Source organism: Burkholderia sp. BCC0506, from assembly GCF_902833145.1.
Classification (GTDB): domain Bacteria; phylum Pseudomonadota; class Gammaproteobacteria; order Burkholderiales; family Burkholderiaceae; genus Burkholderia.
Genome location: NZ_CADFEN010000023.1, coordinates 15,622 through 32,769, shown reverse-complemented (window position 1 = coordinate 32,769; position 17,148 = coordinate 15,622). Strand labels below are relative to the sequence as shown.

The following is a 17,148-nucleotide window of genomic DNA, read 5'->3' as shown; positions in this document are numbered from 1 at the left end:
CGACGTTGCCGGCGTGCATGCCGAGCGAGTAACATCCACCCACCCGATCACGCGGGTCGCGGGCACGGGCCGCCCGCCGGACAGTTCAAATAGTGAGAAAGGAGCATAAGGTGGATATTCTGCGCAGTCTCCTCGGTATGCTGTTTCTGTTGCTGGTCGCGTATCTGCTGTCGAACAACCGCCGCGCGGTCAGTGCGCGGACCATGATCGCCGCGCTGCTCACGCAGTTCGCGATCGGCGCGCTCGTGCTGTTCGTGCCGTCGGGCCGCACGGCGCTGGCCGCGGCCGCGAACGGCGTCAATCGCGTGCTCGACATGGGCAATCACGGCATCGCGTTCGTGTTCGGCGGGCTGGTCGACGCGCGCATGTTCCAGCTGTTCGGCGACGGCGGGTTCGTGTTCGGCCTGCGCGTGCTGCCGATGATCATCTTCGTCACCGCGCTGATCTCGGTGCTGTACTACATCGGCGTGATGAAGTGGATCGTCGCGATCCTCGGGGCGGGGCTCGCGAAAGTGCTGGGCGTGAGCCGCATCGAAGCGTGCTCGGCCGTCGCGACGATCTTCCTCGGGCAAAGCGAGATGCCCGCGCTCGTGAAGCCGTTCGTGCGCAACATGACGAGCGCCGAGATCTTCACGGTGATGGCGAGCGGCATGGCGTCGGTCGCGGGCTCGGTGCTGGTCGGCTACGCCGGCCTCGGCGTGAAGATGGAGTACCTGCTCGCGGCGTCGTTCATGGCGGTGCCGGGCGGGCTGCTGTTCGGCAAGCTGCTGTTTCCGACCGTCGAGCCGAGCCGCGTGGTGGTCGACGGCCTCGATTTCGACGACAAGCGTGCCGCCAACGTGATCGAGGCCGCGGCGTCCGGCGCATCGGTCGGCCTGCGCATCGCGATCAACGTCGGCGCGATGCTGATCGCGTTCGTCGGGCTCATCGCGCTGATGAACCTGATCGTCGGCGGCGCGGCCGCGTTCGCGGGCTTCCCGCAAGTCACGCTGGTCGGCATCATCGGCCACCTGTTCGCGCCGCTCGCGTGGATCATCGGCGTGCCGTGGCACGACGCGGCGCTGGCCGGCAACTTCATCGGCGAGAAGCTGATCTTCAACGAATTCGTCGCATACGGCGACCTGTCGCCGTACCTGAAGGGCGGCGCGCACGCGGCGGCGGCCGGCCTGCAGGTGCTCGACCCGAAGACGCTCGCGATCGTGTCGTTCGCGCTGTGCGGCTTTGCGAACTTCTCGTCGATCGCGATTCTCGCCGGCGGCTTCAGCGCGGTCGCGCCCGAGCGCCGCTCGGACGTCGCGCGGCTCGGCTTGCGCGCGCTGACGGCCGCGACGCTGTCGAACCTGATGAGCGCGGCGATTGCCGGCCTGTTTTTCTCGCTGCATTAGGGCCAGCGCAAACCCGTTATTGGCGTGAACAGGCCCGAAACCGTGCAGTCGACCCCGACCGATCGAAACGAGGCAACGATGTTTCTACCGCAGGAATTCATTCGCAGGAAGCGCGACGGGCAGCCGCTCGATCGCGACGGCATGGCCGCGTTCGTGCGCGGCGTGACCGACGGCAGCGTGACCGAGGGCCAGGTGGCCGCGTTCGCGATGGCCGTGTATTTCAACGACCTGAGCACGGACGAGCGCGTCGCGCTGACGCTCGCGCAGCGCGATTCGGGCGACGTGCTCGACTGGCGCGCGCTCGATCTCGGCGGCCCGGTGATCGACAAGCATTCGACGGGCGGCGTCGGCGATGTCGTGTCGTTGATGCTCGGGCCGATGGTCGCCGCGTGCGGCGGCTACGTGCCGATGATCTCGGGGCGCGGGCTCGGTCACACCGGCGGCACGCTCGACAAGCTGAGCGCGATTCCCGGCTACGACGTGATGCCCGATACGGACGCGTTTCGCCGCACGGTGCGCGAGGTCGGCGTCGCGATCATCGGGCAGACCGCGCGGCTCGCGCCGGCCGACAAGCGCATCTATGCGATCCGCGACGTGACGGCGACCGTCGAATCGGTGGCGATGATCACCGCGTCGATCCTGTCGAAGAAGCTTGCCGCGGGGCTCGACGGGCTCGTGATGGACGTCAAGGTCGGCTCCGGCGCGTTCATGCCGACCGCGGAGAAATCGGCGGAACTGGCCCGCAGCATCGTCGACGTCGGCAACGGCGCCGGCATGAAGACGACCGCGATTCTCACCGACATGAACCAGTCGCTCGCGCCGTGCGCGGGCAATGCGCTCGAGGTCGCGTGCGCGATCGACTACCTGACGGGCAAGTCGCGTCCCGCGCGGTTGCACGACGTGACGATGGCGCTGTCGGCGGAACTGCTCGTGACCGGCGGGCTGGCGCGCGATGCCGCGCACGCGCGCGAGAAACTGCAGCAGGCGCTCGATTCAGGCGCGGCGGCCGAGCGTTTCGCACGCATGGTCGTCGCGCTCGGCGGCCCGGCCGACCTGATCGACGCGCCCGCGCGGCACCTGGCACGCGCAGCGGTGATCGTGCCGGTCCCGGCGCCCGCGAGCGGCGTGGTGCAGCGTGTCGATTGCCGCGCGCTCGGGCTGGCGGTGGTCGCGCTCGGCGGCGGCCGTACGCGCGCGGAGGACGCGATCGACGTCAGCGTCGGCCTGTCGGCGCTCGCGGAGATCGGGCAGCGCATCGAGGCCGGCGAGCCGCTCGGCTTCGTGCACGCCCGCGACGACGCAACGGCCGCGCATGCGATCGACATGATTACGCGCAGCTACGTGCTCGGCGACACGGGCGAGCCGCCGCCGACCCTTTATCAGCAGATCGGCTGACCTCTGCTCAGGGAGATATCACAGATGGAACGAGACGAACTGATCGAACAGGCGAAGGCAGCGCGCGAACGCGCGTATGCGCCGTATTCGCGCTTCAAGGTCGGCGCGGCGCTGCAAGCGCGCGACGGGACGGTTTTCCACGGCTGCAACGTCGAGAACGCGTCGTACGGACTGTGCAATTGCGCGGAGCGCACGGCGATGTTCGCGGCGATCGCCGCCGGCTATCGGCCGGGGGATTTCGCGCGGCTCGCGGTCGTCGGCGACACGGACGGCCCGATCGCGCCGTGCGGCGCATGCCGCCAGGTGATCGTCGAGATCGGCAAGCCCGACATCGAGGTGATTCTCGCCAACCTGAAAGGGGCCGTCGAGATCACGACGGCCAGCGCGTTGCTGCCGGGTGCGTTCATGCTGTAACCGCACGCGCCGAGGCGAGCCGCGCGCGTCGCCTCATGCGCTGTCACGCGCGTCGCGGATCGGGATCACGGTGCGCGCGCCGCACTGGCGCAGCAGGTCGCGCAGCTCGTTGATGACCGGGAACACCTCGTGGTTCCAGTCGGCGCCCTGCCGGTCATGCGCTTCCTGCTCCCGTTCGACGATCCAGCGATCCTCGCGGAAGATGCGCTCGGTGAACCACACGAGCAGCGGCCACGCGAGATCGAGTGCGAACGGGATGCCGGGCTTGTGGATCGACAGCAGCCCGAACGTGCGGTTGGTGCGCTGCTCCGCGTCGAGCGGCACGTAGACGATCCACAGGTCCATCACGAGCGTGCCTTCGCTCGACCGGATCCGCAGCGTCTGGTACGGATACTCGGTGCGCACCGTCATCACGCTCTTGTTGGCCTGGTCGCCGGGCTTCTTGCTCGAACCGAACACGAGCGCCTCGCCGACCGGCTGCTTGCCTTCCATCCGCGCGAACGTGTAGTCGACCTCGACCCAGTCGTCGCCGCGGCGGCGGCCCACGGAGCGTGCGCGCATCTGCCCCATCTGCTTGCGATGCAGGAACTGATGGTTCATGTCCATCAGGTTCTCGTGCATGAACGAGTAGTGGCACTTGACCTCGCGGCCGAAACGGCGTGTCTTGAACGCTCGATCGTCCGCCGATTCGAGCGCGGGGAACGGCCGCGTGTCGGCGAGCGTGGCGTCGCCCGGGAACACGAAGATCAGCCCGTGCGCTTCGCGGCACGGATACGCGCGCACGCCGTTGGGCAAGCGTTCGCGGCCGAGGTAGGGCACGTCGACGCAGCGGCCGCTGTCGCACGCGTAGGTCCAGCCGTGATAGCAGCAGCGCAGCGTTTCGCCGCTCACGACGCCCGCGTGCAGCGGCACCTGGCGGTGCGCGCAACGATCCTCGAGCGCATACACGGCGCCCGATTCGGTGCGCACGAGCACGATCGGCTCGCCGGCGAAGCGCACGCCGAGCGTCTTGCCGCGCTTGAGCTCGCGCGACCAGGCGAGCGGGTACCAGTGATCGGGATGAATGGGCACGCGGCGCAGGTCGCGCACGACCGTGCCGGTGGACGGTTCTTCGAGGGTATTGCTGTCAGGCAAAGGCACTGCGCGCATGCGTGACGCCTCCTGGCTGGCCGGTGGTCCGGGTGCCGCATCGTGCGGCGGGGATCAGGAGAAGTCTACGCGAAGTTGCCGGCCGCGGCGGACGCGATGCGGGTTTGCCCCGGCATCGCGTCCGCCGGTTCGTTGATGCGGCGCAAAGCGGTCGCCGCCGACGCGTGGCGGCGCACGGCGCGGCTGTACGGCGGCCGGCATGCCGTCATGCCGCGGGCAGACGGTCGCGAGCGGCGCGCAAGCGGCTCACAAGCGGCTCACAAGCGGCTCATAAGCGCGCTTCGCGCCACAGCACCGGGTCGGCCCGGTACAGCGCCGGGAAGCGCTGCTTCAGCCCGGCGACCTTCGGCAGATCGTTGAACGCGATGTACGGCGCATCGGGATGCAGCTCGAGGTAGTTCTGATGATAGGCCTCGGCCGGATAGAACCCCTTGTAGGCCTCGACGCGCGTGACGACGGGTGCCGGAAACACGTGCGCGGCGCCGAGCTGCGCGATGTACGCGGTCGCGACGGCACGTTGCTGCGCGGTGGTCGGGAAGATCGCGGAGCGGTACTGCGATCCTTCGTCGGGGCCTTGCCGGTTCAGCTCGGTCGGGTCGTGCGCGACCGAGAAGAACACCTGCAGCAGCCGGCCGTAGGTGATCTGCGTCGGGTCGTAGACGATGCGCACCGATTCCGCGTGCCCCGTCAGCCCCGAACCGACGAGCGCGTAGTGCGCGGTTTCGGACGCACCGCCCGCATAGCCGGCGGTGACCTGCTTCACGCCCTTCACGTGCTCGAACACGCCCTGCACGCCCCAGAAGCAGCCGCCGGCGAACACGGCCGTCTCGTCGTGCGACGCGCCGGGCGTTTCGTCGAGCGTCGGTGCGGGCACCGTGCGCATCGGCTCGGCGGACTGGACGATGCGCTGGTAGCCGAACACGGCCGCCGCCGCGACGGCGATGGCGCCGATGCGGCGCAGCACGATCGCGCGCCGTCGTGCGGCGGCGTCGCGGGGAGGGATCGGGATCATTTTTTGCTCCTTCGGAATGCGTTGAAAAAAGACGGCGACCGGATGACGGCGGCGCGCGCGCTCAACCGAACGTGAAGGCGTACGCATCGACGCCCGGATCGAGGAACTCGATCGCGAACGTGCGATCGGCGATCGCGCCGGGCTGACGGACGAGCTGATACAGGCGCTGGCCGGTGACGGTGCCGTAGCCTTGCGCGTCGACGTCGGCGCCATGCGCGGCGCCGGGTGCCGCACCGTCCAGCGTCACGCGAAAGCGCACAGGCCGGCCGTTCGCGCCGGGGCCGAGCACGAGGTGCAGGTCGCGCGCATGGAAGCGGTAGACGATCCGGCCATCCGGCGCGGCCAGCGACGCGCGTTCGGCGCCGACGTTCCACGTGCCCGCGAGACCCCAGTCGTTCAGATCGGGCCGGGCCGGCACGTCGTAGCGGTGGGCCGCATCGCGCACGACGCCGCCCGGCGACGCGAAGCTTTCCGCCCGCGCATAGCCGACATAGGTTTCGGGCGAACGGACGTCCGCGCTATCGGCGGCCGCGAGCGCGCCTTTCGCGGGTGCGCCGGCGAGCCCGAGCGGCACGTTCAGCGCGTCCGGATGGCCGGCTTCGGCGAGCAGCGACTGGATCGCGCGTTCCGACTGCGCGTATTCGCCTTCGCCGAAGTGGTGATGGCGGATCCGCCCTTGTGCATCGATGAAATAGTGCGCGGGCCAGTATTCGTTGTTGAACGCGCGCCAGATCGAATAGCCGTTGTCGATCGCGACCGGGTAGTCGATGCCGAGGTCGTGCACGGCCTTCTTCACGTTGCCGATGTCACGCTCGAACGCGAACTCCGGCGCGTGCACGCCGATCACGACGAGCCCGTACGGCGCGTACTTGCGGGCCCAGGCGGTCGTGTACGGCAGCGTGCGCAGGCAGTTGATGCACGAATAGGTCCAGAAATCGACCAGCACGACCTTGCCGCGCAGCCCGGCCGCCGTCAGCGGCGGCGAGTTCAGCCACTGCACCGCGCCGTCGAGCGACGGCAGCGTGCCTTCGACGGGCAGCGCGGCCGCGGTCGCGCCGGCCGCGCGTATCATCGCGCTGCCGGCCATTGCAGCGCCGCCGGCCTGCGCGCCATCCGTCGCGGCGGCCATCATCGCGCCGCCCGTCGCGTCGTCGGCCGCGCCGGTGGCGGCCGACGCTGCCGGCGCGCCGTTCGAGCGCCCGCCGAGGCGAGCGACGAGCTTCGTTTCGAGCCCGCCCGTGGTGACGGTCGACAACTGCGCGAGGGCGCCCGTGTCGAGGCCGAGCGCGATCGCGCCGACACCGGCCAGAAGCGCCGCGCCGATCCCGCGCCGGATCCATTCACCGGCGCCGAGCGAGCGCTTCATCGCCGCGAACACCTTGCCGCCGATCACGAGCGCGACGCCGAGCGAGGTCGCCGCGCCGGCCGCATACGCGACGAGCAGCAGCGTCGTGGCGACGCTCGCGCCGCGCAGCGCGGCGCCGGTCAGCACGAGGCCGAGGATTGGGCCGGCGCACGGCGCCCACAGCAGGCCCGTCGCGACGCCGAGCAGCAGCGACGACGCCGGGCCGGCCGGGCGGCCGTCGCGTTGCGCGAACCCGGTGAGCCGGTTGCCGGCGGCCACCAGCGGGCGCGTCAGATGTTCCGCGAAGCGCGGCATCAGCAGCGTCAGGCCGAACACCGCGAGCAGCACGATCGCGATCCAGCGGCCGGCCTGGTTGGCCTGCGCGACCCAGCCGCCGCCGACGGCGGCGAGCGTCGCGACGACGGCGAACGTGAGCGCCATGCCGGCGAGCAGCGGCAGGCCGGTGCGCACGAACGGCTGGTCGGCGCGCGCGAACACGAACGGCAGCACGGGCAGGATGCACGGGCTCAGGATCGTGAGCACGCCGCCGAGATAGGCAAGGACGATGAGCAGCATGATGCGTTCTCCAGTCGATCGGCGGGCCGGATCAGGCGGCAGCCGGGTGGAAGGCGAGCGCGACGCCGTTCATGCAGTAGCGCAGGCCGGTGGGCGCCGGGCCGTCGTCGAACACGTGGCCGAGATGGCCGCCGCAGCGGCGGCAGTGCACTTCGGTGCGGACCATCCCGAACGACGCGTCGGTGTCGGTGGCGACGGCGTGGTCGAGCGGCTTCCAGAAGCTCGGCCAGCCCGTGTGGCTGTCGAACTTGGTGGCCGACGAGAACAGCGCGAGGTCGCAGCCTGCGCACGCGAACGTGCCGTGCCGGTGCTCGGCGTTCAGCGGGCTGCTGTACGGACGCTCGGTGCCGGCTTCGCGCAGGACCGCGTATTGGGCGGGCGTGAGCCGGCGATGCCATTCGGCGTCGCTGAGCGTGATCTCGAACGGGGCGGCCTTGGGCGAGCCGGCGGGCGGCGCGGCGAACGCGCGGCCGACCAGCGCGCGGCGGCCGGCGGACGACAGCGCCGCGAGCGCGGCGAGGCCGGTCGCGCCGGCGAACAGCAGATGTCTGCGGGTGGGCATGATGGGCTCCTGGAAGCAGGTGCTGAAAACATGCGCCCATCGTAGGCAGCGGCCGGTGTCGAAGTCCTCACGGAAAGTTAAATGAATCGTGATCATTTTCCGGGTGTTCCGGCCAGGTCCGGTGAAATCCGTCAAAGCCCTGTCTGACAAGGGTTTTCAGGGTATTCGTGGTCCGTCCACTTCCGCGGAAATCCCGCACGAGCCGCAATTTTTTAGTGTCTTTTTAGTGTTCGTGGTGTGGGGTAGGCTCTGCTTGGGATGCACGAGCCGACCCGATGACGAAATCAATGGAGGGCGATCATGGGTGCACTGACGGTCAGGCAGATCGAAGCCGCAAGGGCGACCGGAAAGCGGTATTTCCTGTCGGATGGGCGTGGACTGTTCCTGCGTGTCCGGCCGGCGGAAAGACTTGATTTGTTCGCGTCAGCATCAACGGCAAGCAGCTCGACAAGCCGCTCGGCAAGGCGTGGGCACGCTCGACCACAGATGCGCAGCTGTCCCTCGAGGATGCACGCGCAGCCGCGGCGACGATTCGTTCACAAGCGCGCGACGGTGTGGACTATCTCGAAGCGAAGAAGCGTGAACGCCGGGCCAAGGTTGAAAAAGCGGCGATGGCGGACCTCACGTTCGGCGACTTATTCGACGCGTGGTTCGCGACCATCAACAAGAAGCGCGGCAGGAAAGGCCGGAAGGATGGCGGTAAGTCGCTTCGAAGTGCGATGGAAAAACATATGCTGCCGTCTCTCCGTACACACAGGATCGCAGGCGTGTTTGCGTCGAACGTTCTGCCGCTGCTTACCGCGATTTCCGACGGGAGACACAACCGGCAAGCGGTCGAGATGTTGATCCCGATCCGGCAAATGATTCGGTGGGGCGAACGAAATCAGCCGTGGAAGCGATTGCTGATCGATTGGACCGGCCAGCTGCTTCCTCCTTCCGGAACTGGGATCGGTCGGGGAGAAACAGGGATCGCTAGCTGGGAGCGGAAGGCCGTTTATTACCCCTCTTACAGCTCCCAATTTGCCCAAACCGCCCCCAGTACGCAAGGGCGAAAAAGCGCGAACTTATTAGTGTTTCAATGTGCTTGAGCGTGATCGACCGGGATCAAAATGAGTAAGTGGGGTGATTGTGGACCATCCCGCCAGCTAGAAGCCCGGTCCTGGGCGCGATCCTGCCATCCATCTGCCTAGCCGATGGATCGGTTCGGAATATCGCGACTAGTCAGAGAGAGTAGGCGGCAGGATAATGCGCTCATGTTTTGAAGCGCTCAGAAAACTCCTGTTCCGCCCAATGCCCAAACCCGAGCGCAAGCTGGAGGTGAAATCCATGACGATCCTACACATCGACTCCAGTATTCTCGGGGGCTACTCGGTTAGCCGCTCGCTTTCTGCCGACATCGTGGCCCGACAACAGGCCCTGCACCCGGACTCCAAGGTGATCTACCGGGATCTGGTGGCGGACGCCGCCCTGCACCTGTCAGATCGGCACATGGCCGTCTTCCAGGGCGGCGCGGTGTCGGACCCGGACCTCGGGGCGGACCTGGCCGCTGGTGGCGCCTACATCGACGACCTGTTCGCCGCCGACATCATCGTCATCGGCCTGCCGATGTACAACTTCTCCGTTCCATCGCAGCTGAAGGGCTGGATCGATCGCGTCTGCGTTGCCGGCCGCACCTTCCAATATGGCGCGAACGGGCCCGAAGGCCTGCTGCCCAAGGGCAAGAAGGTGTTCATCGCCTCCTCGCGCGGCGGCGTCTACACTGGCGACAGCCCGGCCGCTGGTCTCGACTTCCAGGAAACCTACCTGCGAAGCGTGCTGAACTTCATCGGCCTGACCGACATTAAGGTCGTGCGTGCTGAAGGCCTCAACATGGGCGACGAGATCAAGGCCGCCGCGATCGCCAAGGCCAAGGCCGAGATCGCCGCGCTCGCCGCCTAGGCGGAAAGACGCAGAGGCCGGAACCGCGATTCCGGCCTCCGGAACACGCCCCGAACCTCATTCAATCCAAGGATCATCCCGATGAACATCGTCGCGACGCGGGCCAACTGAGCATGCTCCAGCACAAGCCCTTAGCCGAGATCGCCCGCGTTGACCTGGATTGGCTCAAGGCGCGCCACCACTTCGCCTTCGGCGCTCATGGCAATCAGGCGCATCGTCCGGTGGGGCCCCTGTTCCTCTTCAACGATGATGAAATTGTCAGCGGATCCGGCTGGCCGCTGCACCCTCATGCCAATGTCGAGATCATTACCTACGTGCAAATGGGCGCGGTCACCCACGAGGACAGCCTCGGCAACAAGGGCCGCACCCAAGCCGGGGACGTTCAGGTCATGAGCGCGGGGACGGGCATTCGCCACTCCGAATACAATGAGGAAGCGGGCCGCACCCGCATGTTCCAGATCTGGCTGCGGCCGCGCGCCGAAGGCGGCGAGCCGCGTTGGGGCACGAGGGCGTTTCCCATGGCCGATCGCGCCGGCCGGTTCGTGCCCCTCGCCAGCGGCTATGGCGCGCCCGAAGCGCTACCCATCCGATCCGACGCGGAGGTTTACGGCGCCTGGGTTCCCGCTGGAGCGACAGCGACGTTTGTGTTCCTGCCTGGCCACAGCGGCTATCTGGCACCCGCTCGGGGCTCCGTTCGAGTCAATGACCAGACGGTCGAGGCGGGCGAGGGGCTGGTGATCCAAGAGGAGACCGCTATCGAGATCGACGCGCTTGCCGACAGCGAACTCGTCCTCGTGACGATGGCCCGAGATTAGAGGAGCGGACCACGTCATGGACATCGGCATCGGCAGATTCGCGGCTATTTTGCCCGATCCCGCCACCGGTCAAGCTGCGCGATAAGGCCCCCCCGCTGGTCAGGCCGCTATCGCCCGGCCCTGACCGGTCAGGGTGTCTGTCCGCGCCCGCACCGGGATCGGCTTCCGATCTGGCTCGGCGTCGGCGGGACGCCGCAGTCGTTCGCGCGCGCCGGCGCGTTTGCCCTCGTCAGGAACCTGTCTGGTGATGTGCGCATGTTCCCAATCGCTGGATAAGCCATCGGCCGGCCGGTCCCGGGGGATCGTCGGCGCGATAAGCGATGGACATCGGCAGTTTGAGGTCGCTGGCGGCGATGCCTTCGATGCGCAGGCGAGACAGGCGCCCTTCCTCTATATCCGCTTTGACCGCATGGCTTGGCATGCCGCCCCATCCCAGTCCGTTGAGCAGGAACGTATGCTTGGCGAAAAGGTCGGCCAGCCGCCAGGTCTGCGACGATAAGACCCCGAACTCCCGTCCCTGCGAAAGTTCGGTACGGTCGGTAAGGACGAGCTGGATATGGTTGCTGAGTTCGCGGCGCGGGATTGGCGCATCGAACGCCGCAAGCGGATGGTTGGCAGCGGCCACGACATCAAAATCCACGGCGCCGAGCGGCTCGGTGCTGATGCCGGGGGGCATGACAGGCAAGGTACCGACGATGCCCAAATGAGCGCGGCGATCAAGGATCGGCAGAACCGTGCCACCCAGAACCTCGACGAAGAGCCGTAGAGGCACGGTTGGGAATTGGTCCCGAAAATCCCGGGCGGCCTCGGCAATGACGCTGATGGGGAAGAAGACATCGATCACGACCGACAGCTCGGGTTCGAGCCCGGATGCCATGCCTTTCGCGTGTGACTTGAACGCATCGACTTTGGCGACCACCTCGCGCGCGCCAGCGAGCAGCATGCTTCCGGCCGGCGTCAGTTGCGGGTAGCGACCGGTCCGGTCGAAGAGCTCCACGCGCAACTGATGCTCAAGAGCGCGCACGAGTTCGCTGACGGCGGACTGGGCGCGACCCAGCTTGCGCGCGGCGGCAGAAAAACTCCCCTCGTCGACCGCAGCAATGAAGGTGCGCAGCTGATCAAGCGATAAACCGTCCATCATGCATGATCCATTGGATTGTCCGATGGTATGCATCTTAAAATAACGGCTTTTCAGATGGCAAGGGCCGCGAGAGAATTGTGATGTCGCGATCGGCTTTCATGCCCTCGCAAAATTTACCTGGAGGTCACGCCATGACATCAATCCTGCAAATCGATTCCAGTATCCTCGGCGCGCATTCTGCCAGCCGCGAGCTAACCGCTGAAACCGTTGCACGCCAAGTTGCGCTGCATCCAGGCGCGACCATCGTCCACCGCGACCTCGCTGCCGATTCGACCCTCCATTTGTCTGGCCAGCATCTTGCCGCCTTCCAGGGCGCAACGCCCGAAAGCTCAGCTTTGGGCGAAGATATTGCTCGGGGCGCTGCCTATATCGACGATCTTTTCGCGGCCGATGTGATCGTCATCGGCGCTCCGATGTACAACTTCACCGTTCCCTCGCAGTTGAAGAGCTGGATTGACCGCGTGCTCGTGGCGGGGCGGACGTTCCGCTACACGGAGAATGGGGCGGAAGGCCTGCTGCCCGCGGGCAAGAAAGTCTATGTCGTTTCGACGCGCGGTGGCGTCTACACCGGAGGCAGCCCCGCGGCCTCTCTCGATTTCCAGGAAGGTTATCTGAGGGCGGCGCTCGCGTTCATCGGGCTGACTGATGTCAGCATCATCCGTGCGGAAGGCCTCGCGATCAGCGAAGAGGCAAAGGCCTCCGCGATCACGTCCGCGAAGGCCGAGATTAAGGCGCTGGTGGTCTGATCAGGTGCCGACGCTGTCTCTCAGGTCCATCAAGACGATTAGCAATACTGAATAGATACGATCAGCACTGAAAAGCGCAATCAAACTCGTCTGGGTTGCGCAGTGTCCCGCAACACTCAGTTTCAAGGTGCTCTATGCCATCATCCCAAAACTCACAGTCTCCCACCAAAGCTGTCAAGATCACTTCGTGGGTTCTTCGCCTGCTCAGTGCCGCCGCTTTCCTTGCCGCCGGCGGCGCCAAGCTGGCGGGCGTACCAATGATGGTCGCCATCTTCGAACAGATCGGGGCCGGCCAGTGGTTCAGGATCCTCACCGGCTTGGTCGAAGTCGCTGGCGCTATCGCCATCCTGCTCCCGGCGACGGTAGCGTTCGGCGCCGTTCTGCTGGCTGTCACGATGGTCTGCGCCGTGTTCACCCATCTGGCGGTGATCGGCGGAAATCCGATTCCCGCTATCGTGCTGCTGGCGATCACCTCGACGGTTGCATGGCTGCATCGTCGCAGTCTGTCCAACGTCCTCCAGAACCAAGGCTGAAACCGAAGTCGGGCTCAAAACAGGCATTCCTGAATGCCTTTGGAGATCAACACCGCATTGTCGAGATTACAGATCGCATGAGTTCTCGGCATCGTGCCTCGCAAGGAATGAAGATTGGAGATCGGTATCGATAGTTTTGCGATGCTTGCGATCGACCCGCGGACCGGCCGTTTGCAGGCCGCCCCTGATCGCATGGAAAGCGTGCTTGCTGAAGTGGAACTGGCCGACCAGGTCGGCCTGGACGTCTTCGGGATGGGCGAGCATCACCGGGAGAACGCACTCGACTCGGCTCCTGCCGTTATTCTCGCGGCTGCGGCGGCGCGCACGAAGGCTATCAGGCTGACAAGCGCTGTGGCGGTGATCAGCGCTGCCGACCCGGTACGGGTGTTTCAGGAATTCGCGACACTCGATCTTATTTCGAAAGGGAGAGCCGAACTTGTGGTTGGCAGGGGTTCTTTCACCGAAGCCTATCCGCTGTTCGGTTATGACCTGCGCGACTACGATGCGTTGTTCGCCGAAAAGCTCGATCTCCTGCTCAAGCTCAACGAGGGGCCTCATATCCATTGGAATGGCCGTTTCCGGCCCGCGCTGAAGGGTGAAGGTGTTTATCCTCGCCCGCATCAGGAGCGGTTGCCGATCTGGCTCGGCGTCGGCGGTACGCCCGGTTCGTTCGCGCGGGCCGGTACGCTTGGCCTGCCGCTGATGATCGCCATTATCGGCGGCAGCTTCGAGCGCTTCCGGCCTGCTGTCGACCTCTACCGGCGCGCCTGGCAGGTTGCCGGACATCCACTGGCCGAACAAAGGGTAGGCGTCCATGCCATGGGTTTTGTCGCCGATACCGATGAAGCGGCCAGGGAGGCTTTCTTTCCCGGCTGGTTCCAGGCGTTTAGCACCGGCGCGAAGGAGCGGGGCTGGCCGCCGCCGACGCGGGCTCAATTCGAGGCGATGTGCGGTCCCGCAGGAGCCTTCCTGGTCGGCAGTCCGCAAACGGTTGCTGCCAAAATGAAGGCGTGCAGCCATGCGTTGGGCGGCGTGTCCCGCATCACCTTTCAGATGAGCCCCGCTGCACTCGAAACAGAGGCGATGCGGCGATCGATCGAGTTGCTTGGCACTAAAGTCGTGCCACTGCTTCGAGACGCGCCAGATCGGAAAGTGTAGATAGCATGGGTGAACTGATCAACTTCCTGTTCTTCAACTACTGCAGGGAGTTTGCCGTGCGCAACCGCGCCGAAGGCGACAAGTTCCAGATTCGCTACGACTGACCTGCGGCGGAATTCTGTGACCAATCAGGCAGTGAGTCTCGCGTCGATATTATCGGAATCCAGCCACGCTCGACGGATCGTGGCCGGAGGTTGGTAGCGATGAGCGCTGTGAGGCCGGCGCTCGTTATAGAACTGCCGCCAGCGTTCGATCAGCACCTTGGCCTCGGCGCGGCTGCGGAACCATTCGCGGTTTAGCAATTCGTCTCGCAGTTTGCCGTTGAAGCTTTCGACGAATCCGTTTTGCCATGGACTGCCAGGCGCAATGAAGGCCGGACCGATTGCAGCGTCCCGCAGCCAACGCATGACCCTGGCCGCGGTAAATTCTGCGCCGTTGTCCGACCGAATAAACGCGGGCTTGCCGTACAGCCGTATGAGTCGCGATAGCGCCAAGATCACGTCCTGCGACCGCAGGCTGGCGCCAACCTCGATCGCCAAGCATTCGCGGGTGTATTCATCGATCACGCATAGCATCTTCAACGCCCGGCCATCCACCAGTTGATCGTGCACGAAGTCATCGCTCCAGACCGAATTGGGCTGTGTGCACCGGGCAGGCGTATGTCGTCGCCGCAACGACGTCGGCGAGGACGTCGGCGCGGAATGTTGAGCTGCAGGGCCCGCCACATTCGCCGCACGCGCGATTCGCTCAACGCCAGCCAGGCCGACATCCGGCGATAGCCGAAGCGCGGCACCTCTTGCGCGGCCGTCATCAGCCTCTCGCCCAGACGCCGATCCTTCTCCGGTTGCTTGAGCGTATAGGTCGCCACTCGGCGGCTCAATCCCAAGTAGCGACATGCCTTGCGTTGCGAGAGCCCCCGCCGAGTCAGGACTTCCAGCGCCTCGCGCCGGCCCGTCGGGGTGGTCATTTTTTCGGCTGAACGCCTTCAGGCCGTCGATTACCAGCATCTGCTCGGCGATCAGGCGCTTGAGCCGATCGTTCTCCGATTCCAGTTCCTTGAGCCGACGCGCGTCCGCCACGTCCATGCCGCCGAACTTGTTGCGCCAACGATAGAACGTCTGTTCCGAGATGTTGTGGCGCTTACATAGATCCTTCACCGGCTCATCCCGGCTCTCGGCCTCGCGCAAGATCCGGATGACCTGCTCGTCGGTAAATCGCTTCTTCATCGAGTTCCCCTTGCCTCTAGGATAAAAGAGAACTCACTTGCCCAATGGCTACAAGAAACGTCTCAGGTGCAACATTGCTAGCACTCCTTTGGGCACGGCTAGCATTGATTGTGAACTCCTACAGCATGATAACGAGATGGGAACCTTATCTCTATGCTCCGATTGCCCGGTCGAACTCGGGTTTCGCACAAGCCTGCTTATCACGGCTGGCCTGCCCCGCCAGAGAACAGGACGATCGGGGAGCGGGTAAAGCTCGTTTTTGAACGGCGCCAGATAGATCGCCTTGTTGCGGACCAGGCCTTCGTCACGAATCTTGACATGCAAGGCGTAAAAAACAACGATTATTGTCCGCACTACACTGCACCGAGTCCCTGTCGACGGTCAGTATCCACCATGCCCGCCACTGCCCTGCAATTCGCGCTGCTCGCCAAGCAGCAGGAAATCGCGTCCCTGCGCCACCTGGCCGAGCAGATCGAATTGGTTGACCTGCTCGGCCGCCTGATCCATGCGCTGCAGCGCGAGCGCGGCGCCAGCAGCATCTATCTGGCGTCGAGCGGCAAGCGCTTTGTCGCCGAACGCGCGGCTTCGCGCGCCGAATCGGTGCCGCTCGTCGCGCAGTTGCGCGAGCGCCTGGATCTGGAACTGACGCCCGCGCGCGGCTCGACGTCGCGCCTGCTGTCGCTGATCGCCTGGGTGCTGCTCGACCTGGAATCGCTGGACGTGCTGCGCGAACAGATCGACCATCTTGCGCTGTCGGCGCCCGATTCCGTCCAGGCGTTCAGTACCGTGATCGGCGGCCTGGTGGAACTGATTTTCCAGGTTGCCGACAGCGGGGCGGATCCGTCGGTGTCGCGCATGCTGATTGCGCTCGTCCATGTCGTCGAGGGCAAGGAGGAAGCGGGACAGGAACGCGCCGTCGGCGCGCACATGTTCGCGGCGGGCACGTTTTCGGCGGACCAGCAGCAGCGCCTGCTGTATCTGATAGCCGCGCAGGAGCGCAATCTCGAAGTCTTCGCGAGCTTCGCGAGCACGGCGCAAAACGCATGGTGGGAAACCCGCATGACGGAGCCGCACATGGCGGCGCTCGAGAAGCTGCGCCGCGTACTGTGCACGGCGCACGCCGGCGATGCGCTCGATGCCGGCCTGAGCGAAGCATGGTTCGACGCCGCGAGCGCCCGCATCGACGATCTCTGGCACCTTCAGATCGCGCTGACGCTGCAGGTGCAGGAGACGTGCGACGCGCGAATCGACGACGCGCATCGAACGCTGCGCGACTCCGAGCGCCTGATGGCGCAGTTGCGGAACAATCCGCCCCCGCATATCCAGGCCCTCGCCCAGTTCTTCGCCGGCGATCCGTTGTCGGCGCGCACGGCGGTTCACGAACTGCCGGGACGCCTCTCCGGCTCCGACCTGGGGACGCTCGCCAGCCTGAAATCCCTGCTGGAGTCGCAATCGGCGCGCCTGGCCGGCGCGGAGGTCGAGCTCGACGCGGCACGTCGCGCGCTCTATGAACGAAAGCTCGTGCAGCGCGCGAAAAAGACGCTGATGACGCGCTTCAGCCTGCGGGAGGACGAAGCGTATCGGATGCTGCAGAAAGCGTCGATGGACGGCAATCGGCCGCTTGCCGATATCGCGGAAGACGCGCTGACGTCGCCCGAGCGATTCGTCGACGAGCACGCGCAACCTTCCGCGCGACGCCGTATGCAGCGAAGCGCGCCGGAGACACCGCACGACGACGGCACGACCTGACCCG

16 protein-coding genes are annotated in these 17,148 nt (G+C 65.9%); 10 read left to right on the top strand and 6 right to left on the bottom strand.

All coding sequences use genetic code 11. The features are described 5' to 3' along the window. Positions 1–110: 110 nt before the first annotated feature. The 3 genes from HWX62_RS32295 to HWX62_RS32285 all read left to right on the top strand — a co-directional run bounded on the left by HWX62_RS32295 (position 111) and on the right by HWX62_RS32285 (position 3,194). Positions 111–1,385, top strand: a complete 1,275-nt coding sequence (locus tag HWX62_RS32295) for a NupC/NupG family nucleoside CNT transporter (RefSeq protein WP_175933152.1) — start codon at positions 111–113, stop codon at positions 1,383–1,385. A 78-nt stretch (positions 1,386–1,463) separates the two neighbouring features. Further along, positions 1,464–2,780: a thymidine phosphorylase gene (gene deoA, locus HWX62_RS32290; RefSeq protein ID WP_175933151.1), complete on the top strand. Its 1,317-nt coding sequence runs from the start codon at positions 1,464–1,466 to the stop codon at positions 2,778–2,780. Positions 2,781–2,804: 24 nt separating this feature from the next. Beyond that, complete coding sequence (locus HWX62_RS32285) at positions 2,805–3,194, top strand: cytidine deaminase (RefSeq protein WP_175933150.1); 390 nt, start codon at positions 2,805–2,807, stop codon at positions 3,192–3,194. Positions 3,195–3,227: 33 nt separating this feature from the next. On the opposite strand, the gene HWX62_RS32280 is transcribed toward HWX62_RS32285, so the two are convergent. The 4 genes from HWX62_RS32280 to msrB all read right to left on the bottom strand — a co-directional run bounded on the left by HWX62_RS32280 (position 3,228) and on the right by msrB (position 7,838). Continuing rightward, positions 3,228–4,343, bottom strand: a complete 1,116-nt coding sequence (locus HWX62_RS32280; protein WP_175933149.1) for an aromatic ring-hydroxylating dioxygenase subunit alpha — start codon at positions 4,341–4,343, stop codon at positions 3,228–3,230. A 268-nt stretch (positions 4,344–4,611) separates the two neighbouring features. Continuing rightward, positions 4,612–5,355, bottom strand: coding sequence for a peptide-methionine (S)-S-oxide reductase MsrA (gene msrA / locus HWX62_RS32275; RefSeq protein ID WP_175933148.1), 744 nt, complete (start codon positions 5,353–5,355; stop codon positions 4,612–4,614). A gap of 61 nt (positions 5,356–5,416) precedes the next feature. Continuing rightward, positions 5,417–7,276, bottom strand: coding sequence for a cytochrome c biogenesis protein DipZ (locus tag HWX62_RS32270; protein WP_175933146.1), 1,860 nt, complete (start codon positions 7,274–7,276; stop codon positions 5,417–5,419). Between the two features lie 31 nt (positions 7,277–7,307). Further along, a complete protein-coding gene (msrB, locus tag HWX62_RS32265) occupies positions 7,308–7,838 on the bottom strand; it encodes a peptide-methionine (R)-S-oxide reductase MsrB (RefSeq protein ID WP_175933144.1) in 531 nt (176 codons plus the stop codon). A 554-nt stretch (positions 7,839–8,392) separates the two neighbouring features. On the opposite strand from msrB, the gene HWX62_RS32260 reads away from it, so the two are divergent. From HWX62_RS32260 to HWX62_RS32250, 3 genes are all read left to right on the top strand, one after another. Further along, the gene (locus tag HWX62_RS32260; protein ID WP_175933142.1) at positions 8,393–8,926 is read left to right on the top strand and encodes a hypothetical protein; all 534 of its coding nucleotides are present in this window, start codon (positions 8,393–8,395) and stop codon (positions 8,924–8,926) included. A gap of 238 nt (positions 8,927–9,164) precedes the next feature. Beyond that, on the top strand, positions 9,165–9,776 hold the full coding sequence (locus HWX62_RS32255; RefSeq protein ID WP_175933140.1) for an NAD(P)H-dependent oxidoreductase: 612 nt from the start codon (positions 9,165–9,167) through the stop codon (positions 9,774–9,776). Between the two features lie 113 nt (positions 9,777–9,889). Continuing rightward, entirely contained in the window at positions 9,890–10,591 is a 702-nt protein-coding gene (locus tag HWX62_RS32250) for a pirin family protein (RefSeq protein WP_175933138.1), read from the top strand. 229 nt (positions 10,592–10,820) lie between these two features. On the opposite strand, the gene HWX62_RS32245 is transcribed toward HWX62_RS32250, so the two are convergent. Beyond that, positions 10,821–11,732, bottom strand: a complete 912-nt coding sequence (locus tag HWX62_RS32245) for a LysR family transcriptional regulator (protein ID WP_175933136.1) — start codon at positions 11,730–11,732, stop codon at positions 10,821–10,823. A gap of 131 nt (positions 11,733–11,863) precedes the next feature. Between HWX62_RS32245 and HWX62_RS32240 the strand changes: the two genes are divergently transcribed. The 3 genes from HWX62_RS32240 to HWX62_RS32230 all read left to right on the top strand — a co-directional run bounded on the left by HWX62_RS32240 (position 11,864) and on the right by HWX62_RS32230 (position 14,169). After that, positions 11,864–12,478 (top strand): NAD(P)H-dependent oxidoreductase, encoded by a 615-nt coding sequence (locus HWX62_RS32240; protein WP_175933133.1) that lies wholly within the window; start codon positions 11,864–11,866, stop codon positions 12,476–12,478. A 134-nt stretch (positions 12,479–12,612) separates the two neighbouring features. Next, a complete protein-coding gene (locus HWX62_RS32235) occupies positions 12,613–13,011 on the top strand; it encodes a DoxX family protein (protein ID WP_175933131.1) in 399 nt (132 codons plus the stop codon). A 114-nt stretch (positions 13,012–13,125) separates the two neighbouring features. Further along, positions 13,126–14,169, top strand: a complete 1,044-nt coding sequence (locus tag HWX62_RS32230; protein WP_175933129.1) for an LLM class flavin-dependent oxidoreductase — start codon at positions 13,126–13,128, stop codon at positions 14,167–14,169. Positions 14,170–14,297: 128 nt separating this feature from the next. On the opposite strand, the gene HWX62_RS32225 is transcribed toward HWX62_RS32230, so the two are convergent. Beyond that, entirely contained in the window at positions 14,298–15,395 is a 1,098-nt protein-coding gene (locus tag HWX62_RS32225) for an IS3 family transposase (RefSeq protein ID WP_244136133.1), read from the bottom strand. A 393-nt stretch (positions 15,396–15,788) separates the two neighbouring features. On the opposite strand from HWX62_RS32225, the gene HWX62_RS32220 reads away from it, so the two are divergent. Beyond that, complete coding sequence (locus HWX62_RS32220; RefSeq protein ID WP_175933164.1) at positions 15,789–17,144, top strand: nitrate regulatory protein; 1,356 nt, start codon at positions 15,789–15,791, stop codon at positions 17,142–17,144. Positions 17,145–17,148: the final 4 nt, after the last annotated feature.

Excerpts from the sequence above, each read along its gene's own strand:
- deoA (WP_175933151.1), top strand. The coding sequence starts at position 1,464 with ATGTTTCTACCGCAGGAATTCATTCGCAGGAAGCGCGACGGGCAGCCG.
- HWX62_RS32285 (WP_175933150.1), top strand. The coding sequence starts at position 2,805 with ATGGAACGAGACGAACTGATCGAACAGGCGAAGGCAGCGCGCGAACGC.
- HWX62_RS32280 (WP_175933149.1), bottom strand. The coding sequence starts at position 4,343 with ATGCGCGCAGTGCCTTTGCCTGACAGCAATACCCTCGAAGAACCGTCC.
- msrA (WP_175933148.1), bottom strand. The coding sequence starts at position 5,355 with ATGATCCCGATCCCTCCCCGCGACGCCGCCGCACGACGGCGCGCGATC.
- HWX62_RS32270 (WP_175933146.1), bottom strand. The coding sequence starts at position 7,276 with ATGCTGCTCATCGTCCTTGCCTATCTCGGCGGCGTGCTCACGATCCTG.
- msrB (WP_175933144.1), bottom strand. The coding sequence starts at position 7,838 with ATGCCCACCCGCAGACATCTGCTGTTCGCCGGCGCGACCGGCCTCGCC.
- HWX62_RS32255 (WP_175933140.1), top strand. The coding sequence starts at position 9,165 with ATGACGATCCTACACATCGACTCCAGTATTCTCGGGGGCTACTCGGTT.
- HWX62_RS32250 (WP_175933138.1), top strand. The coding sequence starts at position 9,890 with ATGCTCCAGCACAAGCCCTTAGCCGAGATCGCCCGCGTTGACCTGGAT.
- HWX62_RS32245 (WP_175933136.1), bottom strand. The coding sequence starts at position 11,732 with ATGATGGACGGTTTATCGCTTGATCAGCTGCGCACCTTCATTGCTGCG.
- HWX62_RS32240 (WP_175933133.1), top strand. The coding sequence starts at position 11,864 with ATGACATCAATCCTGCAAATCGATTCCAGTATCCTCGGCGCGCATTCT.
- HWX62_RS32235 (WP_175933131.1), top strand. The coding sequence starts at position 12,613 with ATGCCATCATCCCAAAACTCACAGTCTCCCACCAAAGCTGTCAAGATC.
- HWX62_RS32225 (WP_244136133.1), bottom strand. The coding sequence starts at position 15,395 with ATGAAGAAGCGATTTACCGACGAGCAGGTCATCCGGATCTTGCGCGAG.
- HWX62_RS32220 (WP_175933164.1), top strand. The coding sequence starts at position 15,789 with ATGCCCGCCACTGCCCTGCAATTCGCGCTGCTCGCCAAGCAGCAGGAA.